The organism is Amycolatopsis sp. TRM77291, assembly GCF_054166285.1.
Genome location: NZ_JBSZHF010000001.1, coordinates 6,129,842 through 6,144,471, shown reverse-complemented (window position 1 = coordinate 6,144,471; position 14,630 = coordinate 6,129,842). Strand labels below are relative to the sequence as shown.

Annotated in this window: 17 protein-coding genes; 5 read left to right on the top strand and 12 right to left on the bottom strand. The window is 70.2% G+C overall.

What is annotated here, in order from left to right:
• Positions 1–64: 64 nt before the first annotated feature.
• The 6 genes from ACXIZN_RS28205 to ACXIZN_RS28180 form a co-directional block, all read right to left on the bottom strand.
• Positions 65–415, bottom strand: coding sequence for a GntR family transcriptional regulator (locus ACXIZN_RS28205; RefSeq protein WP_192746624.1), 351 nt, complete (start codon positions 413–415; stop codon positions 65–67).
• Positions 416–443: 28 nt separating this feature from the next.
• Entirely contained in the window at positions 444–731 is a 288-nt protein-coding gene (locus ACXIZN_RS28200) for a hypothetical protein (RefSeq protein ID WP_457958000.1), read from the bottom strand.
• Between the two features lie 437 nt (positions 732–1,168).
• Positions 1,169–1,714, bottom strand: coding sequence for an NUDIX hydrolase (locus ACXIZN_RS28195; RefSeq protein ID WP_457957998.1), 546 nt, complete (start codon positions 1,712–1,714; stop codon positions 1,169–1,171).
• A complete protein-coding gene (locus ACXIZN_RS28190; RefSeq protein ID WP_457957996.1) occupies positions 1,711–3,105 on the bottom strand; it encodes a coenzyme F420-0:L-glutamate ligase in 1,395 nt (464 codons plus the stop codon). The genes ACXIZN_RS28195 and ACXIZN_RS28190 overlap by 4 nt, the downstream gene beginning before the upstream one ends.
• Positions 3,041–4,036, bottom strand: a complete 996-nt coding sequence (gene cofD / locus ACXIZN_RS28185) for a 2-phospho-L-lactate transferase (protein WP_457957995.1) — start codon at positions 4,034–4,036, stop codon at positions 3,041–3,043. Before cofD ends, ACXIZN_RS28190 begins: the two co-directional genes overlap by 65 nt.
• Positions 4,033–4,767 carry a GNAT family N-acetyltransferase gene (locus ACXIZN_RS28180; protein WP_457960615.1) on the bottom strand — a complete coding sequence of 245 codons (735 nt, stop codon included), beginning with the start codon at positions 4,765–4,767 and terminating at the stop codon, positions 4,033–4,035. Before ACXIZN_RS28180 ends, cofD begins: the two co-directional genes overlap by 4 nt.
• Positions 4,768–4,820: 53 nt before the next feature.
• On the opposite strand from ACXIZN_RS28180, the gene ACXIZN_RS28175 reads away from it, so the two are divergent.
• The 3 genes from ACXIZN_RS28175 to dapC all read left to right on the top strand — a co-directional run bounded on the left by ACXIZN_RS28175 (position 4,821) and on the right by dapC (position 6,531).
• Entirely contained in the window at positions 4,821–5,012 is a 192-nt protein-coding gene (locus ACXIZN_RS28175; protein ID WP_192746619.1) for a hypothetical protein, read from the top strand.
• A 110-nt stretch (positions 5,013–5,122) separates the two neighbouring features.
• Positions 5,123–5,443: a ferredoxin gene (fdxA, locus tag ACXIZN_RS28170; RefSeq protein ID WP_016331413.1), complete on the top strand. Its 321-nt coding sequence runs from the start codon at positions 5,123–5,125 to the stop codon at positions 5,441–5,443.
• On the top strand, positions 5,440–6,531 hold the full coding sequence (dapC, locus tag ACXIZN_RS28165; RefSeq protein WP_457957994.1) for a succinyldiaminopimelate transaminase: 1,092 nt from the start codon (positions 5,440–5,442) through the stop codon (positions 6,529–6,531). Before fdxA ends, dapC begins: the two co-directional genes overlap by 4 nt.
• On the opposite strand, the gene ACXIZN_RS28160 is transcribed toward dapC, so the two are convergent.
• The gene (locus tag ACXIZN_RS28160; protein ID WP_457957993.1) at positions 6,532–7,140 is read right to left on the bottom strand and encodes a TetR/AcrR family transcriptional regulator; all 609 of its coding nucleotides are present in this window, start codon (positions 7,138–7,140) and stop codon (positions 6,532–6,534) included.
• Positions 7,141–7,219: 79 nt separating this feature from the next.
• On the opposite strand from ACXIZN_RS28160, the gene ACXIZN_RS28155 reads away from it, so the two are divergent.
• Entirely contained in the window at positions 7,220–8,623 is a 1,404-nt protein-coding gene (locus tag ACXIZN_RS28155; RefSeq protein ID WP_457957991.1) for an FAD-dependent monooxygenase, read from the top strand.
• On the opposite strand, the gene ACXIZN_RS28150 is transcribed toward ACXIZN_RS28155, so the two are convergent.
• The 3 genes from ACXIZN_RS28150 to ACXIZN_RS28140 all read right to left on the bottom strand — a co-directional run bounded on the left by ACXIZN_RS28150 (position 8,599) and on the right by ACXIZN_RS28140 (position 11,353).
• A complete protein-coding gene (locus ACXIZN_RS28150) occupies positions 8,599–9,567 on the bottom strand; it encodes a CHAD domain-containing protein (RefSeq protein WP_457957989.1) in 969 nt (322 codons plus the stop codon). The two genes, ACXIZN_RS28155 and ACXIZN_RS28150, sit on opposite strands and share 25 nt — an antisense overlap.
• A gap of 381 nt (positions 9,568–9,948) precedes the next feature.
• On the bottom strand, positions 9,949–10,935 hold the full coding sequence (gene dapD, locus ACXIZN_RS28145) for a 2,3,4,5-tetrahydropyridine-2,6-dicarboxylate N-succinyltransferase (protein ID WP_457957988.1): 987 nt from the start codon (positions 10,933–10,935) through the stop codon (positions 9,949–9,951).
• Between the two features lie 28 nt (positions 10,936–10,963).
• Entirely contained in the window at positions 10,964–11,353 is a 390-nt protein-coding gene (locus tag ACXIZN_RS28140; protein ID WP_457957986.1) for a hypothetical protein, read from the bottom strand.
• A gap of 48 nt (positions 11,354–11,401) precedes the next feature.
• Here ACXIZN_RS28140 and dapE point away from each other — a divergent pair, with 48 nt between their 5' ends.
• Positions 11,402–12,475 (top strand): succinyl-diaminopimelate desuccinylase, encoded by a 1,074-nt coding sequence (gene dapE, locus ACXIZN_RS28135; protein WP_457957984.1) that lies wholly within the window; start codon positions 11,402–11,404, stop codon positions 12,473–12,475.
• Here dapE and ACXIZN_RS28130 read toward each other — a convergent pair.
• Together ACXIZN_RS28130 and ACXIZN_RS28125 are read right to left on the bottom strand one after the other, a co-directional pair.
• On the bottom strand, positions 12,468–13,355 hold the full coding sequence (locus ACXIZN_RS28130) for an aminoglycoside phosphotransferase family protein (protein WP_457957982.1): 888 nt from the start codon (positions 13,353–13,355) through the stop codon (positions 12,468–12,470). The genes dapE and ACXIZN_RS28130 overlap by 8 nt on opposite strands.
• Positions 13,352–14,605: a helix-turn-helix domain-containing protein gene (locus tag ACXIZN_RS28125; protein WP_457957980.1), complete on the bottom strand. Its 1,254-nt coding sequence runs from the start codon at positions 14,603–14,605 to the stop codon at positions 13,352–13,354. The genes ACXIZN_RS28130 and ACXIZN_RS28125 overlap by 4 nt, the downstream gene beginning before the upstream one ends.
• Between the last annotated feature and the right edge of the window lie 25 nt (positions 14,606–14,630).

The following is a 14,630-nucleotide window of genomic DNA, read 5'->3' as shown; positions in this document are numbered from 1 at the left end:
GGCAACAGCCCTGTGGCGGCCGGTCGGGCTTCAGGAACAAGCAGCTCGTTTCCGCGGAGGGCGGTCAGCCCAGCGCGGCGTCGACGATCGCCTTGGCCTCGTCGCGGCCGAGACCCAGCTTTTTCGTCAGCGCGGCGTAGTCGGCTGCCGCCTGCCTCGCGCGTTCGCGGCTTTCGTCGCCGACGGCGCTGACGAACGTACCGGCCCGGCCGCGGGTCTCGATCAGCCCTGCCTCTTCCAGCTCGCGGTAGGCCTTGGCGACCGTGTTCGGGGCGATGCCGAGGTCTTCGGCGAGCTTCCGCACGGTCGGGAGTTTGGCTCCGACGGGCAAGGTGCCGTCGTTGATCCGCTCCGCGTAGGCGGTGCGGACCTGCTCGAAGGGCGGGACCGAGGAGTTCGGGTCGACCCTGACCATGCGGTTTCTCCCTTCGCGGACGGTCGGACTACTGACGGGGCGGGACGACCTGGGTCCGGTCTCCGCCGCCACCGGGGACGACCTGGGTGGCGTCACCGCCGCCACCGGGCACGACCTGCGTCCGGTCGCCGCCCGCGGGCGACACGACCTGGGTGCGGTCCGCGACCGGCGAGACGACCTGCGTGTGGTCGGCGACGGCGGGGGAGACCACCTGGGTGCGGTCGGCACCCGCGGCCGCCTGCTGCTGCGGGGACACCACCTGCGTGCGGTCCGCGCTGCCGTCGATCGGCGGCCCGGCCTGCGGGAAACCGGGCATGGGCGGCTGAGCCGCGGCGAACGGGTTGGGCGCCGGCGGCGCGAAACCCGCCGGAGCGGGGGCGAAACCGGTGGGAGCCGGGGCCGGCGGGGGCGGGAACCCGGGCGCCTGGCCGTAACCGGGCTGAGGCGGCGGGAAACCGGGCTGCTGCCAGTTGCCCTGCGGGGCGGGGCCACCNGCGGGGGAGGCGGCGGGAAGCCGGGGGCCGGGCCGCCACCGCCGAAGTTCGGGTTCTGCGGGAAGGTCATCGGCGGTTTCTTCGCCTGATTGACCTTCACGATGATCACCACGACCACGATGATGATGACGATGATCGCCAGGATCAGCAGAAACCAGCCGAAGCCGTCACCGTCGCCGCTGCTGTGGACCCGGACCCGGTCGAGATATGGCGTCAGCGCCGTCAGCATCATTCCCCCTTCAGGACGTCAGCCGACACCCTAACGGCCGGACGCCACGGGCACGGCGGCTTCCATCAGTTCGGCGAGATCTTCCGACCCTTCCGGCAGGGAATCCACCGGCCACCACCGAAGATCGTCCGATTCGTCGCTTTGGACCGGTTGCGCTCCGCGTGGTGCGCGCACCACGAAACGCACGTCGAAATGCCGGGTCGGCACGCCGAGCGAGCACGTGATCGGGTGGACGTCGAGGTGCACCGGGGCCGGGTCGATCACGAGGTCCTCGATACCGGATTCCTCGCGTGCCTCACGAAGAGCGGCGTCCGCGAGCGTCGCGTCGCCGGGTTCGCAATGTCCGCCGAGCTGCAGCCAGCGGCCGACCCGCGGATGCAGGGTGAGGAGCACGTTTTCCGCGTCGGCGTCGAGCAGGACGGCCGACGCGGTGATGTGCCCGGCCGCGCATTCGCGGCGGCAGACGTCGTCGCGGGCGGCGAGGAAGCCGAGATAGGCCTGGCGTAAGGATTCCTGGGCCGCGTCCGCCGGTCGCCAACCGGACAAAGTGGACACAACGTCGTCGTGCAGGGTCACAGTTCGAGAAGTCCTTCACCGGGTTCGACGGAACCGCGCGCGGGCGGAAGGGCGGCGGGATGGCCGATCGCGACGGCACCGAGCGGTTCCCAGCGCTCGTCCAAGCCGAGGACGTCGCGCACGATGTCCGCCGCGAAGATGGTCGAGCCGATCCAGCACGAGCCGAGGTCTTCGGCGGCGAGCGCGACCAGCAGACCCTGCACGGCCGCGCCACCGGCGACGGTGAACATCGTGTGCTCACAAGCGTTCCGGCGCTCGTCGCGATAGGTGTGGGCACCCTCGGCGACGAGGAACGGCACCACGACTTCGGGCGCGTTGTACAGGATGTCGCCGCGGCTGAGCCGCTTCGCGACCTGCTCGGCGGTGAAGTCGTCGCCTTCGAGATCTGCCCGCCACGACGCCTTCATCGCGTCGAGAAGCTTGCGGCGCAAGCCTTCCTCGCGCAGCCACACGAACCGGACCGGCTTCGTGTGGTGCGGTGCGGGCGCCGTCAGCGCGGTCCCGACCGCACGGCGGAGCACCTCGGGATCGACCGGTTCGCCGGTGAACGACCGGATCGAACGCCGCGCGAGCACGGCTTCGCGGCGGCCCTGTGCGATGGATTCGTTGGTGCCGAGGCGGAACAGGTCCTCCTCGACCGGGCGCAGCAGCTTGCGGGCGGTCGAACCGTCGTCGGTCGGCTGGAGGCCGCGCACGACGGCGACCGGTGTCCCGCCGAGCTTGCCCTTGACCAGATCCGCCGCGGCGGCGAGTTCGTCGGCGATCGCCACCTCGGTGACCGCGAGTTCGTTGCCCTGGCTGTCGACCTCGCCCGCGTATGAATGCAGCACCCGAAGGCCGGAAGCGCCGATCGCGGCGTCGGTCTGCCCGACCCGCCACGCGCGGCCCATCGTGTCGGTGACGACGACGGCGACCTCGACGCCGAGCCGTTCACGCAACCCGTTCCGGAGCGCGAGCGCGGAAGCATCCGGATCGGACGGCAGCAGCGCGACCTCGCCGGAGGCCACGTTCGACGCGTCCACGCCGGACGCGGCCTGCACGATGCCGAGCTTGTTCTCGGTGATCACCGTCCGGTTGATCCGCGCGATCACCCGGACGGACTCCTCCTCGACGAGCTTGCGCCGGGCGGCGTCGCGCTCCTCCGGATCGGCGGGGACGCGGATCAGCATGCCCTCGACCTTGGAGACGATCTTGCTGGTGACGACCAGGACGTCGCCCGAGCGCAGCCAGGGAGCCGCCTCGACGATCGCGCCGGTCAGGTCGTCGCCGGGACGGAACTCCGGCAGGCCTTCGACCGGCAGGATCTCGATCTTCGCCGAAGCGTGGTCACTCAACGGAAACTCCAGCCAGATCGAAAGCGGCGCGCACCATGGCCGCCGTCGCGTCCACATCGGACATCAGCAGGGGCACGTCGCGGACGGCGACCCCCGGCACGTCGACGGTCTCACCCTCGGAGACCAGCCACCCGTCGAGGACGCCGTCGGATTCCTTGCGGGAGCCGTAATGCCGCCCGACGGCCTCGGCCGAGGTCTCCACGCCGATCGCGCTCAGGCACGCGTCGGCCATCCCGCGCAACGGCTTCCCGCCGATGATCGGCGAGACCCCGACGACCTTGGCGCGCGTCTTCCGCAGCGCGTCGCGGATTCCCGGCACGCCGAGCGTCGTACCCACCGAGACCACCGGATTGGACGGCGCGAACAGCACGATGTCGGCCGCCGCGATCGCGTCGAGCACGCCTGGCGCCGGTTTGGCCTCGTCGGCGCCGACGGCGATGATCGAATGCGCCTTCGGCTCGGCGCGGTAGCGCACCCACCACTCCTGGAAGTGGATCGCCTTGCGCTGGTCCGGATCCTCCGGGTCGTCGATCACGACATGCGTTTCGACGCGGTCGTCCGACATCGGCAGCAGGCGCACACCCGGCTGCCAGCGATCGCACAGCGCCTCGGTGACCTGCGAGAGCGGATAGCCCGCGCGCAGCATCCGCGAACGGATCAGATGCGTCGCGATGTCCTTGTCACCCAGGCCGAACCAGGTCGGCTCGGCGCCATAGGCGGCGAGCTCCTCCTTGACCGTCCAGGTCTCCCCGGAGTGGCCCCAGCCGCGCTCTTCGTCGATCCCCCCGCCGAGGGTGTACATGCAGGTGTCCAGATCCGGGCAGATGCGCAGACCGTGCATCCACACGTCGTCCCCGGTGTTCACCAGCGCGGTCACCTCGTGCGGCGATTCCGGCGCGGAACCGGTCGCGGGCAGACCCAGTGCTTGTTTGACCCCCAGCAGGAAGCGGGCCCCGCCCACTCCGCCGACCAAAATGACGACCTTCACGACGGGCGATCCTCGCACGCCCCCGGAGCCGGGGCCCAGTAGCGGTACCTGTGGTGCTCCGTACAGCCCAGGCTTTCGTACAGCTTCAGCGCGCCGGAGTTCGCCACCGCGACCTGCAGCACCATCCCGGTCGCGCCCTGAGCGGCACCCCAGGCGCCCACGGCGTTCATCAGCCCGCGTGCCAGCCCTCGCCGCCGGAACTCCGGCCGTACCTCCAGCCGGGCGATGTGCAGCCACTCGCCGACGACCGCTCCGCGCACCGCGCCGGCCGTGACGCCGTCCAGCTCCACGACCCCGAAGCCGACCTTGCCGGTGCCGAGGACATGCCGTGGCGCCTCCGCCGGATCCGCGCCGCCCGCCGTCAGCTCCCACCATCCGGACGTCGGCTCGTCGAGAATCACCGCTCCCGCCGAGGTCTCCCGCGAGAGCGGCCCGGTCAGGACGCGGACCTCGTGTGCGGGCCGGTGTTCCACATAATGGACCCAGCCGCAGGCGGCGATGGCGTCCTCCAGGGACGTGTTCTGGATCACCTGAACGACGGGCGGGATGGCATGATCGTGGGCGAAGTCACAGACCGCCCGCAAGGCGTCTGGCAGCGGTTTTCCCGGGTCACCGATCGCCAGGGCACTGTTGGCCCGGGCGGTGAACCCGTCCGCCCAGCGGAGCCTCCAGTCACCGATCCGGCTCTCCAGCAGGGGAGTCCAAGCCCGGCTACAGGTGAGCTCGAGCATTTCCGCACTGTTCACGGTTAGATTGTGCCAAGGAAGGCAGTGGAGGGACCCCGATGAGCATCGCGCGCAAGGACGACAGGCACAACGAAGACCTCGTCCGCGAGATCTCGGACGGCTTCAACCGGGCATTGGGCGCGGAAAAGGCCGTCGAGACGGACACAGAAGCGGCGAAGCCCGCCGCGCCGAAGTTCGTCATCACCGGGGACAGCAGGGCCACTCCGCCGCCGCGCCGGAAAGACCGCTGAAAGCCCATACCCGGGGTACGGCTAAGGGTGGCCTAAGCGGGCCGGTCGCGCCCGTGGGCGCGTAATGTCCGTTGCAGACTGGTGAAGCAGAGATAAAGCAGGAGTGCGCAGTGACCTACGTGATCGCCGAGCCCTGCGTCGACGTGCTCGACAAGGCGTGTATCGACGAGTGCCCCGTGGATTGCATCTACGAGGGTGACCGCATGCTGTACATCCACCCGGACGAATGCGTCGACTGCGGTGCCTGCGAGCCGGTCTGCCCCGTCGAGGCGATCTACTACGAGGACGACGTCCCCGACGAGTGGAACGACTACACCAAGGCCAACGTCGACTTCTTCGACGAACTCGGCTCGCCCGGTGGCGCCTCCAAGGTCGGCAAGACCAGTCACGACCCCGCCTTCATCAAGGCTCTTCCCCCGCAGGGCGAATGAGCCGGGTCGCTCTTCCCGATTTCCCCTGGGACTCCCTCGCCGAGGCGAAGGCGAAGGCACAGGCACATCCCGGCGGCCTCGTCGACCTGTCGATCGGCACGCCGGTGGACCCGGTCCCCGAGAGCATCCGCGCGGCGCTCGCGTCCGTGTCGGAGATCCCGGGGTACCCGACCACGCACGGGATTCCCGAGCTCCGGGCCGCCGCGATCGAGGCGCTTTCGCGGCGGCACGGCATCGAGGGGATTCCCGAGGCGGCCGTGCTGCCGACGATCGGTTCCAAGGAACTGGTCGCTTCGCTGCCGCGGCAGCTGGGGTTCGGCCCCGGCGATCTCATCGTGATCCCCGAGGTGGCGTACCCGACCTACGAGGTCGGCGTGCTGCTGGCGGGAGCTTCCCTGCTGCGCGCGGACAGCACCTTCGCGCTCGGCCCGCAGCGGCCCGCGATGCTGTGGATCAACTCGCCGTCCAACCCGACCGGGCGCGTGCTCGGTGCCGACCACCTGCGCAAGGTCGTCGAATGGGCGCGCGAACGCGATGTCGTCGTGGTCTCCGACGAGTGTTATCTGGCGCTGGGCTGGGAAAGCGAGCCCGTGTCGATCCTGCACCCGTCCGTGCACGGCGGCTCCCTCGACGGTCTGCTGGCCGTCCACTCGCTGTCGAAATCCGCGAACCTCGCCAGCTACCGCGCCGGATTCGTCACCGGTGACCCGAAGCTCGTCGCCGGGCTGCTGGAGATCCGCAAACATTCCGGGCTGATCGTGCCGCGGCCGGTGCAGCAGGCCATGGTCGCCGCGCTGAAGGACGACGAAGCGCTTGCCGTGCAACGGGAACGCTACGCGCGCCGCCGGCTGGTGCTGCGGAAGGCGTTGCTGGACAGCGGTTTCGAGATCTCGCATTCCGAGGCCGGGCTGTATCTCTGGTCCACGCGCGGGGAATCCGCGCTCGACACTGTGGACTGGCTGGCCGATCGCGGCATCCTCGCCGCGCCGGGCACGTTCTACGGGCCGACCGGTGGGCAGCACGTCCGGATCGCCTTGACCGCGACGGACGAGCGGATCGACGCGGCCGTGGAGCGGCTCGCCTCCTGATCAGGACACGTCGCGGCCCGTGAAGCCCCGATAGATGAATCGCGTCAGCGCCTCGATGGCTTCCTCCTCGGACACCGACGACGGGTCCAGCAGCCACGTGTGCGCGAATCCGTTGACCAGTTCGGCCATCATCGCGAGCGTGACCCGCTCCGACGCCGGGAGTTCCATGCCTGCCGCGGTGATGTACCGGAGGTGGTCGAGAAGGTCCGCCGCCTGAGCGGCGCCGAAGCGCGCGTAGGTGCGTGCGAACTCGTCGCTGACCATCGCGGCCTGGCGCAGCGCGAGCATCGTCGCGGCGTTGTCGCGGTGGAAGTTCCAGTACTCGCAGACGTGCCAGTGCACGGCTTGCGGGTCGCTGAAGTCGGGCATGTGCTCCGGTGAAGCCGCGTTGACGTCGCTCTCCGCCGCTAGGTCTTCGAGGAGCGCTTCGAGCAGTTCTTCCTTGCTCGAGAAGTGGTTGTAGAACGAACCCGCCGCGCGTCCGGCCTCCGCCGTGATGTCGGTGATCTTGGTGTTCAGGTACCCCTTCGCCGCGAAAACGCGCTTCGCCGCCTCCTTGAGCGCGGCTTCGGTTTCCGCCGCCTTCTCCTTGCGGCTCGTCGCCGTCATCGGCACCTCCTTGACACGGAAGGCTAGCAACGGTCAAACTGAATCGAGATTCACTGAATTCCAATTCACTGGAGGCGGGATGGCCGAGGTACTGATCGCGGGAGCCGGTCCGACCGGGCTCACGCTTGCCATCGATCTCGCGCGCCGCGGCGTCGGCGTGCGGATCGTGGAGAGGGCCGAGACGTTCTTCGAGGGCTCGCGCGGCGACGGGCTCCAACCGCGCACGCTGGAGGTCTTCGAGGATCTCGGCGTGCTGGACGCGGTGCTGGCCGTCGGCCAGTTACCCGTGCCGATACGGATCCACCTCGGCGGCGAGGTCGTCGGAGAACGGATGATGGCTGAACTCGTCGAGCCGACTCCGGACGTGCCGTATCCGAACGGGTTCTTCCTCGGCCAGTCGCGGACCGAAGGAATCCTGCGCGACCGGCTCGCCGAATTCGGCGTCCAGGTCGAGCTCGGCACGCCGTTGCTCGGCTTTGAGCAGGACGCAGGCGGCGTGACGGTCGAACTGCCGGGCGAGCGCTTGCGGGTCGGCTACCTCGTCGGCGCCGACGGCGGGAAGAGTTTCGTGCGCAAGGCGCTGGGGATCGCGTTCGAGGGCACCACCGACGAATCGATCCGCATGCTGCTCGGCGATGTCCAGGCCGAGGGGCTCGATCGCGCGTACGGGCATTGGTTCGCGAAGCCCGAAGACCCGATGTCGGGGATCGGGCTCACGCCGCTGCCCGGCGTACCGCACTTCCAGTTCGCCGCGCCGCTGGGCGAAGAGGAGGTCGAGGCGTCGCTCGGCACGTTGCAGGCCCGGCTCGACGAGCTGTCCGGCGGCGGGGTCCGGCTGCACGATCTCGCCTGGTCGACGGTGTGGCGGCCCAACATCCGGCTCGCCGAGCGGTTCCGGGAGGGCCGGGTGTTCCTCGCGGGCGACGCCGCGCACGTCCATCCGCCGACCGGAGGGCAGGGGCTCAACACCGGCGTCCAGGACGCGTACAACCTGGGCTGGAAGCTCGCCGACGGTTCACCGGAGCTGCTCGACAGCTACGAGCCCGAACGGCGCGGGGTCGCCGCCCGGGTGTTGAAGATCAGCACCGAGATCCTCGAGAAGTACAAGGAAGGCGCGGACGACGCGCACGACCGTGGGGAGAACACGCGTCAGCTCGACATCGGGTATCGCGGCGGCCCGCTCGCACCCGCGGCGACCGGCCGGATCCGGCCCGGCGATCGGGCGCCGGACGCGCCGCTGAAGGACGCGAACGGCAAGTCCGTCCGGCTGTTCGAGCTGCTGCGCGGCCCGCAGGCGACGGTGCTGGTGTTCGGTGACGGTCCGGCGCCCGAAGGCGCGCGGCGGATCCTGCCCGCGGGCAGCGCGCTGTCCGACGCGGATTTCGAGGACGTCGGCGGGCACGCCTTCGCCGCGTATGAAGCCGGAAACGGGCGGCAGGTGCTGATCCGCCCGGACGGCTACATCCGCGCGCTCACCGCCTGAGCGGCCTGGTCGACTTCGGCCCAGACGTCGCGCCACGCGGCACGGGCTTCGGCGCGGCGCAGCAGTTCCTTCTCCGCGATCCGGCCGGCGATGAAGGCGACCTCCGCGTCGACGGAGGACACGACGCCGCGCATCCGGTCGGCGGCGACACAGGCGTCCTGGTGGTCCCCGAGGACGGTCTGGAAGTTCTTCGTGGCCTTGATCAGCCGCTGGATCCGCTCCGCCTGCTTCTTCTTCGCGGCGGGCTTGGCCATCTCGGCGGCGTAGCGGAGTTTCTTGCCGTAGATACGAAGCGCGTGAAGGTCGTCGTCCGGGGGATCGGCGGGAAGGGCCTTCACGGCCTTCGCGAGCTTTCGATGCGGCTTCGCCAGCCCGGCGACGAGGTCGGCAGAGGTGTGGTGACTTTCGACGTCTTCTTCGGTGGCGGGCTGCCGGGCGAGGCGGCCGATGTCCTGCAGCAGCGAGGCATACCGGGGGCTGGCGAGCGCGCGGGTGAGCCGCCGCTTCGCGACGCCGCGCTCAGTGACGAACTTCGACACCAGACGGCGCGCGGCAGGCTGGTCGCGCACCTCGAAATCGGCGACGACCTCGCGGAGATGCCCGATCAGGACGTCGTAGTCGCGGACGTCGCCAAGGCTTTGGCCGAGCCAGCCGAGCTCGGCGCGCACCGCCTCGGCGTCGGGGCCGACGAGGCGGCCCGAGAGCTTGAGGACGCTCCGCATACGGCGCAGCGCGACCCGCATCTGATGCAGATCCTCGGGGTCGGCGCCGGATTTGGTGCCCGGTTCGTGCGTGAGGAGCGCGCGGATCTCGACGTCGAGTTTGACCCGGACGTGGGTGGCCGCCGGATCGCCCGGCCCGGCTTTCGCGGGACGGTCGCCGAGCCCGAGCGCGGCCGGAGTGGTCGAAGGGGCGTTCTTGCGCGGCAGGGTCTCGGCTGTCACAAGATGAATTCTAGGTGAACCGGCAAGGTGGTCCAGGCCGTGAGAGAAGCAAGGGACCTTTGCTACCGCCCTCCGGGGGAGAGTGGTAGCAAAGGTCCCTTGCTCACTTTTGGTGCCGCCGAGGATGTCGCGAAAGCCACTTTCGGGACATCAGGCGTCGCGAAAGTGGCTTTCGCGACACCCGAGGGACCCAGGCGGTAGCAAAGGTCCCTTGCTCCCGCGCGCGAAGCGGACCGGGACGTCTAGCGTCCCAAGTCCACACTGTCAGTCAGCGTCGCTACGCAGGGTGAGGGGTATGTGGAAATAGGGACAGTCAACGTCTCTATCTCCACACACCCCTGCCCGCGCGGTAGCAAAGGTCCCTTGCTCTCTTTCCGCAGGTCAGTTGGCGTGCAGGGCCGCGTTCAGCTCGATGCCGACGCCGGTGCGCGCGACGACCTCCACGGCGCCGGTCGCGGAGTTCCGCCGGAACACCGCGCCCGAGATGCCGGACAGCTCCAGCGCCTTCACGACCTTGCCCTCGAAGGTCACCTTCGTACCGGCCGTGACGTACAGGCCCGCTTCGACGACCGAGTCGTCGCCGAGCGAGATGCCGACGCCGCCGTTCGCGCCGATCAGGCAGCGCTCGCCGATCGAGATGGTCTCCTTGCCGCCACCGGACAGCGTGCCCATGATCGACGCGCCACCGCCGACGTCGGAGCCGTCGCCGACCACGACGCCCGCCGAGATCCGGCCTTCGACCATGGAGGCGCCGAGCGTGCCGGCGTTGAAGTTGATGAAGCCCTCGTGCATGACCGTGGTGCCGGTGGCCAGGTGCGCTCCGAGCCGGGCGCGGTCGGCGTCGGCGATGCGGACGCCGGCGGGCACTACGTAGTCCACCATCCGCGGGAACTTGTCCACGCCGTAGACGGTGACGTTGCCGCGCGCCCGCAGCCGGAGCCGGGTCGCCTCGAAGCCCTCGACGGGGCACGGCCCGTGGTTGGTCCACACGACGTTCGCCAGCAGGCCGAAGATGCCGTCGAGGCTCGCGCCGTGCGGCCGGATCAGCCGGTGCGACAGCAGGTGAAGCCGCAGGTAGACGTCGTGCGTGTCGCCGGGGGCGTCGGCGAGCCGGGCGATGGTGGTGCGGACCGCGACGACCTCGACACCGCGATCGGTGTCCGGGCCGAGCTGGGCTGCCGCGGCCTCGCCGAGGGCTTCGGAGGCCTCCTCGGCGGTCAGCCGCACCGTGCCGGCCTCGCTGTCGGTGCCGTCGGTCAGCTTGGGCAGCGGGAACCAGGTGTCCAGTACCGTGCCGTCGGTCGTGACGGTGGCCAATCCGACGCCGGTGGCGCCGGTCGTTTCGGGGTCAGGGGTCTGCTCGCTCACGACCTGAACGGTAACCCAGTGACCGGCCTCAGCCGTCGACGAGGCTCTTCACACTGGTCAGCGCCGTCGCCATGTCGCCGAGCGCTTGGCCGCACGGGCCGCCGGGGGCCACCTGGTCCTGGCAGTTCGCGGCGCGGAAGGCGGCGATCGGGCGCTCCAGCGCGTCGGCGTGCGACGCCAGGTCCGGGCGGCGTTTGCGGATGGTGCCCGCGGCGCTGAAGAGTTCGGTCACGTACTTCTGGCAGCCCTTGGGCGATTCGGTCCCCGGCCCGACATAGCACTGATCGGTGGTCAGCGCCTTGAGCTTGATCGGCAACACGTCCGGCCCGGTGCTCTGGGTCGGCCGGACCTTCACCGGGACTTCGCTCGATCCGCACCCGCTGAGCACCAGGAGGAGGGCGACCAAGATCGTTCGCATGCGCACTCCTTCACGGTAGTCCCGGGCTCCCGGCGGTACGGTGCGGGCATGCCTTCGCTCGACTTGCACGCCGATCCCGTCGACCTCACCGCCGCGCTGGTGGACATCTTCAGCGTCTCGGAGGAGGAGAAGGTGATCGCGGACACCGTGCAGGCCGCGCTCCAGGCGCAGGCGCCGCATCTCGAGGTGATCCGCAACGGTGACGCGGTCCTCGCGCGCACGAACCTCGGTCGTCCGTCGCGGGTTCTGCTGGCCGGGCATCTCGACACCGTTCCGGTCAACGAGAACCTGCCCGTGCGCCGCGAGGGGACCGGTGACGACGAGATCCTGCACGGTCTCGGCACCGTCGACATGAAGAGCGGCGACGCCGTCTTCCTGCACCTCGCCGCCGCGCTCCGGGAGCCGAGGCACGACATCACCTTCGTGTTCTACGACTGCGAAGAGATCGAAGCGACGAAGAACGGTCTCGGCCGCATCGAGCGCGAGCTGCCCGAGTGGCTGCGGGCCGACCTCGCCATCCTTGGTGAGCCGTCGAACGGCGGGATCGAGGGCGGTTGCCAGGGCACGATGCGGATCGAGATCCGCGTCGACGGCGTCCGGGCGCACACCGCGCGCGGCTGGATGGGCGTCAACGCGATCCACGGTCTCGCCGAGCCGCTGCGCAGGCTGGCCGAGTACACGCCGCGCGTGGTCGAAATCGACGGTCTGACCTACCGCGAAGGCTTGCAGGCCACGAAGATCGGCGGCGGTGTCGCGGGCAACGTCGTCCCGGACGAAGCCGTGCTCACGATCAACCACCGGTTCGCGCCCGACAGGAGCGCCGAACAAGCCGAGGCGCACCTTCGCGAGGTCTTCGAGGGTTACGACGTCAAGATTGTCGACTTGTCGCCTGGCGCGCTGCCCGGGTTGAGCGCTCCCGCCGCGGCCGAACTGGTCGCCGCGGCCGGGGGCAAGGCGGTCGCGAAGCTGGGCTGGACCGACGTCGCGCGCTTCGCGGCTCTCGGGATTCCGGCGGTGAACTTCGGGCCTGGCGACCCGACACTGGCGCACACCCGGCAGGAAAACGTGCGCGCGGGCGAGATCCGGCAGGTCGCCGCGGTGCTGCGCGAATTCCTCAGCTAGCCAGGGCGAGCCATTCGACGAGAGCCTGCTCCGGGCCGCCGTAAGTCAAATGCGAGATGGCGAACATGGGCGCGACCACGCGGCTCCAGGCGTACAACCTTTCCTCGTCGAGCCCGCACGCGTCCGCCACCGAACGGCAACGGGCCTCGACGCCTTCGTGCCCGGCGCCGCTCACCACGTAGTCGACGGCGTCGAAGCACGGATCACCCACGCACGCCTTCGGATCGATCGCGATCAGCCCGCGCGATCCGCCGTCCAAGGCGTTGCCGAGATGCAGATCGCCGTGGAGCAACACGACTCCAGTCTGCGTGTCCAGCAGCTTGTCGCAGCGCTCGATCGCCCGCTGCCAAGTGCCCGGGCCGATCCTGGCGGCGATGGCCGGTTCGGCGATCCGCTTGCCGATCCGGTCGAACGACTCCTCGAACCGGCCGCGCAGGCTCCACGGCCAGTCCGCGGGCGGGGCGACGGAATGCAGCGCGGTGAGCAGTTCTCCCCACTGTCCCGGCAGGGCCGACGACGGCAGGTCCTCGGCCGGGGTGCCCGGCCGGATCTCTTCCAGCACCATCGCGCCGGCGTCCGGGTCGGCGGCGAGGACGGCGGGCAACCGGCCCGAGGGCGCGAACACCCGCAGCATTTCGAGCTGTCTGGTCAGCAGCGCGCCGTCCGGGCTGAGTTTGAGCACCGCCGGTGTCCCGTCGGACCATCGGCAGCGCAGGACGACGGACGAAGCCCCGCTTTCGAACAGTTCGCCGAGCTCGAAGTCCCATCGGGCGGCCAGCCGCGCGGCGAGGGCGGGGACCCCGGCGAGCCATCCGTCGGCGTCGGCACCGAACCGGTTCACCAAACGCGCACTGATGTCTTCCAAGTCCACTTCGGTCACTGGGAAACGTCCTCCTCGGCTCCGAGGAGGAGCAGTCCATGCCGCAGCAGGTCCGCGGCCTCTTCGAAGCGCCCCTGATCGCGAAGGAGCTCTCCCGCTTTGTCGATCGAAGCGGCCAGGACGCCGCGAGTGTCGTGGAGGGCGGCTACGTCGATGGCATGCGCGAAGCCTGCTTCGGCTGCTTCGAGGTCTCCACGGGCCAGGGCCAGCGAGCCCTGCTGGAACGTGAGTGAAGCGGACAGCGGCGAGTCCTCGGGGATGGCTTCGGTCGCTTCGGACAGTAGCGCGGCGGCGTCGTCGAGGCGACCGAGTTCGCGGCAGACGTCGGCGAGCTCCAGCGTGACCGCGTGATCGGGCGCGGCCGCGCGTGACGCGCGAAGGTCGGCGAGAGCCCCTTCGAGGTCGTCGGCGCGCCGGTGCAGCGCCCGCGCGAACAGACACCGCGCCAGCACGGGCCGCAGTGCGCGTTCGTGGAGCAGGTCGTGCAGTGCCGACACGGCGGCGACGGCGTCGGCCAGCCGTCCGTCGCCGAGATAGGACTCGGCCAGCCGTCGCTGGTTCTCGGCGAGCTCGGCCAGGATCTCCTCGCCGCCGCGAGCGAGCCGAAGTGCCTCTCCCGCGTGATGCGCGGCCAGGGCGTTCTCGCCGAGGCGGAGCTGCCCGTCGGCGAGGTACGCGTGCAGGGTCAGGAGCAGCACCGGATGCGGATGACGGTCGAGGCTCGCGTCGAGCGCCGTCCGGAGCAGGTGCATCGCGTGATGCGGCTCGCCCCGGTCGATCAGGACGTTCGCCCGCAATGCGGCGGCCAGCTCGCGGTACGGCGGGATGTCGTCGGCGAGCGCGGCCTCGGCGGCGGTCACCGATCGCGCCCTGGAGTCGCCGTCGGTGAACCGCGCGAGCCACAGCCAGGCGAGTCCGGCCTGGCGGCCGCGGCCGATCTTCTCGGCCCGCCGGGCCAGCCGCCGCATCTTCGGTGCCGAACCGTTCCCCGCCAGGAAGTCCGCCGCGGCGGCCGCGATGTCCAGATCGAGCCGGACGTCGTCGCGGGGCGACGTCACGCCGAGCAGTTCGCCGGTGTCCACGCCGAGCCGCGCGGCGAAGTGGCGTACCGCGTCACCGGAGGGTGTCCGCGCGCCCGTCTCGACGGACGACACGTACGCGGCGGTGTAGTGCGGTTCGGCGAGTTCGCGCTGGGTGAGGCCGCGTTCGGCGCGGAGTCGCCGTAGTCGTCCGCCGACCTCCTCGCCCATGACCGAGAACGATACGGGTGGGCGC

Coding starts and splice junctions, on each gene's coding strand:
- ACXIZN_RS28140 (WP_457957986.1), bottom strand. CDS start 11,353: ATGCGAACGATCTTGGTCGCCCTCCTCCTGGTGCTCAGCGGGTGCGGA.
- ACXIZN_RS28175 (WP_192746619.1), top strand. CDS start 4,821: ATGAGCATCGCGCGCAAGGACGACAGGCACAACGAAGACCTCGTCCGC.
- ACXIZN_RS28180 (WP_457960615.1), bottom strand. CDS start 4,767: ATGCTCGAGCTCACCTGTAGCCGGGCTTGGACTCCCCTGCTGGAGAGC.
- ACXIZN_RS28125 (WP_457957980.1), bottom strand. CDS start 14,605: ATGGGCGAGGAGGTCGGCGGACGACTACGGCGACTCCGCGCCGAACGC.
- ACXIZN_RS28160 (WP_457957993.1), bottom strand. CDS start 7,140: ATGACGGCGACGAGCCGCAAGGAGAAGGCGGCGGAAACCGAAGCCGCG.
- ACXIZN_RS28190 (WP_457957996.1), bottom strand. CDS start 3,105: ATGTGGACGCGACGGCGGCCATGGTGCGCGCCGCTTTCGATCTGGCTG.
- dapE (WP_457957984.1), top strand. CDS start 11,402: ATGCCTTCGCTCGACTTGCACGCCGATCCCGTCGACCTCACCGCCGCG.
- ACXIZN_RS28200 (WP_457958000.1), bottom strand. CDS start 731: ATGCCCGGTTTCCCGCAGGCCGGGCCGCCGATCGACGGCAGCGCGGAC.
- dapC (WP_457957994.1), top strand. CDS start 5,440: ATGAGCCGGGTCGCTCTTCCCGATTTCCCCTGGGACTCCCTCGCCGAG.
- ACXIZN_RS28155 (WP_457957991.1), top strand. CDS start 7,220: ATGGCCGAGGTACTGATCGCGGGAGCCGGTCCGACCGGGCTCACGCTT.
- ACXIZN_RS28205 (WP_192746624.1), bottom strand. CDS start 415: ATGGTCAGGGTCGACCCGAACTCCTCGGTCCCGCCCTTCGAGCAGGTC.